This is a genomic window from Pseudomonas sp. CROZ-RG-20F-R04-15, from assembly GCF_022662375.1.
In the GTDB taxonomy this organism is placed as follows: Bacteria; Pseudomonadota; Gammaproteobacteria; order Pseudomonadales; family Pseudomonadaceae; genus Aquipseudomonas.
In genome coordinates this window covers 1-3,385 of record NZ_JAKNQL010000055.1, presented here as the reverse complement: position 1 = coordinate 3,385, position 3,385 = coordinate 1, and the positions used below count along the sequence as shown (strand labels likewise).

2 protein-coding genes are annotated in these 3,385 nt (G+C 60.9%); both read left to right on the top strand.

What is annotated here, in order from left to right; translation table 11 throughout:
• The first annotated feature begins 61 nt into the window (after positions 1-61).
• Positions 62-577 carry an Hcp family type VI secretion system effector gene (locus L8H52_RS30195; protein WP_007949952.1) on the top strand — a complete coding sequence of 172 codons (516 nt, stop codon included), beginning with the start codon at positions 62-64 and terminating at the stop codon, positions 575-577.
• A gap of 127 nt (positions 578-704) precedes the next feature.
• Positions 705-3,385, top strand: a 2,681-nt coding sequence (gene tssI / locus L8H52_RS30190) for a type VI secretion system tip protein TssI/VgrG (protein WP_242210153.1), incomplete at its 3' end; no start/stop codon positions are given.

The following is a 3,385-nucleotide window of genomic DNA, read 5'->3' as shown; positions in this document are numbered from 1 at the left end:
GCCACTCCGGTGAGCAATGGTGCCCGCCGGGTACGTCATTTTGAGCAAGGAGAGCATCCCCATGGCAACACCAGCGTACATGTCGGTTACCGGCGAAAAACAAGGCCTGATCACTGCAGGCGCTTTCACCGCTGACTCCGTAGGCAACACCTACCAGGAAGGCCACGAAGACCAGGTTATGGTTCAGGCTTTCACCCACGACGTGATCATCCCGCGTGATCCGCAATCCGGTCAGCCAACCGGTCAGCGTGTTCACAAGCCAGTTGTGATCACCAAGGTCTACGACAAGGCTTCGCCTCTGCTGCAAGCGGCGCTGACTTCCGGCGAGCGCATGAGCGAAATCGTTATCCAGTGGTACCGTACTTCTGCTCAAGGTACTCAAGAGCACTACTACACCACCAAACTGGAAGACGCGATCATCGTCGCCATCAACAACAAAATGCACAACTGCCAGGATCCGGGCAACGCGCACTTCACCCACCTGGAAGAAGTGCAGTTCACCTACCGCAAAATCACCTGGACCCACGAAGTATCCGGTACTTCGGGTTCCGATGACTGGCGTGCTCCAGTCGTTTAATCGCGACTGATGGTTGTACCGCCCCGGCAGGCATGGCCGGTTGGGGCGGACTCACTTCTAAAGTATTTTCGACAATTGCCCTTTAACGGGCTATTGCGCGTCGCAGCACTGCGCGAGGGACAAGGGAATGTTCTCACCGGCCAACCAGCCTCATTTCAATCTGACCGTCGATGGCGTCGACAGCGATTTCCAGGTGCTGTCGTTTACCGGTCGTGAGGCACTCAACACGCCATTCGAATTCGAGCTGGAACTGGTCAGCGAAAAGGCCTCGATCAACCTCGAAAGCGTGCTGCACAAACTAGCATTTCTTCAGCTGTCGCCGAGCGGCAGCGGCATTCACGGGCTTGTCTACAGCATCGCTCAGGGCGAGGCGGGCAAGCGTTTGACGCGCTACAAGATTTCCCTGCGCCCACAACTGGCGTACCTCGCGCACCGGGTCAATCAGCGCATCTTCCAGCAGATGACCGTGCAGCAGATCATCAGCCAGGTGCTGGAAGAACACGGCATCCTCGCCAGCGATTACCACTTCCAGCTCAGCGCGATTTATCCGGAACGAATCTACTGCGTGCAGTACGATGAGTCTGACCTGGATTTCATCCAGCGCCTGTGCGAGGAGGAGGGGATTCACTACCACTTCCAGCACACGTCCAGCGGCCACAAGCTGACATTCGGCGATGACCAGACGGTGTTCCCGAAACTGGCGCCAGTGGCCTATCAGCAGGATTCAGGGCTGGTCGCCGACAAACCGGTGGTCAAGCGCTTCGGCCTGCGTCTGGCCACCCGCACCAGCCGCACCACCCGCCGCGATTATGACTTCGTCAAACCGAAGATCGAGCTGGAAAGCGATGCCAAAAGCAGCGCGCAACCGGACCTCGAAGACTACGATTACCCGGGCCGTTTCGTCGATCGCGAGCGTGGCAAACACTTGGCCAATCGCGCGCTGGAACGCCATCGCAGCGACTACCGTCTGGCCGAGGGTAATAGCGATCAGCCGATTCTGGTCAGCGGACATTTCCTCGCCCTGACCGAGCACGCCAACCCGACCTGGAACGACCTGTGGCTGCTCACCGAAATCTTCCACGAAGGCAAGCAGCCGCAGGTGCTCGAAGAGTCGGTGACCAGCGACACCACTGACAACAAAGACGATTTCCACCAGGGCTACCGCAATCGCTTCAGCGCGATTCCGTGGGACGTGCCGTACCGTCCGCCGCTCGATCACCCGAAACCGAAAGTCCTCGGCACCCAGAGCGCGGTGGTCTGCGGCCCTGAAGGTGAAGAGATCTACTGCGACCAGTACGGCCGAGTGAAGGTGCAGTTCTTCTGGGACCGCGAAGGCAAGCACGACGACATGACCAGTTGCTGGATGCGCGTCGCGTCGAGTTGGGCCGCGGAAACCTTTGGTTCGATCAACATTCCGCGGGTCGGCATGGAGGTGTTGATCACCTTCTTGGAAGGCGATCCCGATCAGCCGCTGATCACCGGTTGCCTGTACCACGGCGCGAATCTGCCGCCGTACAAGCTGCCGGATTTCAAGACCTTGGCCACGGTCAAGAGCAAGGAGTACAAGGGCAGCCGTGCCAACGAACTGCGCATCGACGACACCACCAGCGAGATCAGCATCGCGTTGCGCAGCGACCACGGCGCGAGTGCGATCAACCTCGGTTATCTGACCCATCCGCGCCCGAGCGGTGGCCAGCCGCGCGGTGAAGGTTTCGAACTAAGAACCGACCGCCACGGTGCGGTGCGTGCGGGTGCGGGTCTGTTGATCACCACCGAGCCGCGTCCGAACGAATCCAAGCACCACAAGGATCTGCCGGAAACCGCCGAGCGCCTCGCGACGGCCAGCGATCAGCAGGACGGTTTTGCGGTGCAGGCCAAAGAGTTGCAGGCCCAGGAGGCGGGCGATCAGGACGACGTCGCCAAAGCGTTGCACGCTCAGCATCAAGGCGTACTCGGCTCGGGTCCTGCGAACCTCACTGCCAACGAATTCCCCGAGTTCACCGAACCGCATCTGGTCCTCGCCAGTCCCGCCGGCATCGCCCTGACCACACCGCGCTCCAGCCACATCGCCACCGGCGAACACCTGGCCCTGAGCAGCACCGGCCACACCAGCCTGTCGATCGGCAAACGCCTGCTGGCCAGTGCCAGTCGCGGCATGCGCCTGTTTGTGCAGAGCATGGGCTGGCGGCTGGTCGCGGCCTCCGGCGACATCGATGTGCGTGCGCTGAAGGACAGCATCAACCTGCTGGCCAAACTCAACATCACCGCCAACGCCGACCGCATCACCATCACTGCGAAAACCGAACTGGTGATCCAGGGCGGCGGCAGCGCTACCACCTACAACGCCAGCGGCATCACCCACGCCACCAGTGGCCCGTACACCGCACACGCGGCGAACTTCGCCTACACCGGCGCGAAAAGTCTGGCCGGGGTATTCCCGGAACCGCCGAAACCGGGCAAGGGCAATCTGGAATTATTTAACCAGTACGCCGGGCGTCAGGGCATCAAAGAGGGCGATTACGAAGTCATCGACGCCTTGGGCAAAAGCATCAAAGGCAAGCTCGACGGCAAGGGTTTCGCCAGTGTCGCCGGCGCCGCACCCGGGCCTGCGCGCGTGCTGTTTGGCAAGGATCCGGCGGACACCTGGAGCGATGGCAGTTACATCGGCAAGCCGGAGTGGCCGTTGAACCCGCCGGGGCCTGAAGAGGTGCCGAGCCAAGTGCAGGCGATGGTCGCGCAGGTGTTGCCGAGCAAGAGTTGGGAGATGTTGGAGAAGGGCAAGGACATGGCGCAAACAGGGATGAGTGC

Excerpts from the sequence above, each read along its gene's own strand:
- L8H52_RS30195 (WP_007949952.1), top strand. The coding sequence starts at position 62 with ATGGCAACACCAGCGTACATGTCGGTTACCGGCGAAAAACAAGGCCTG.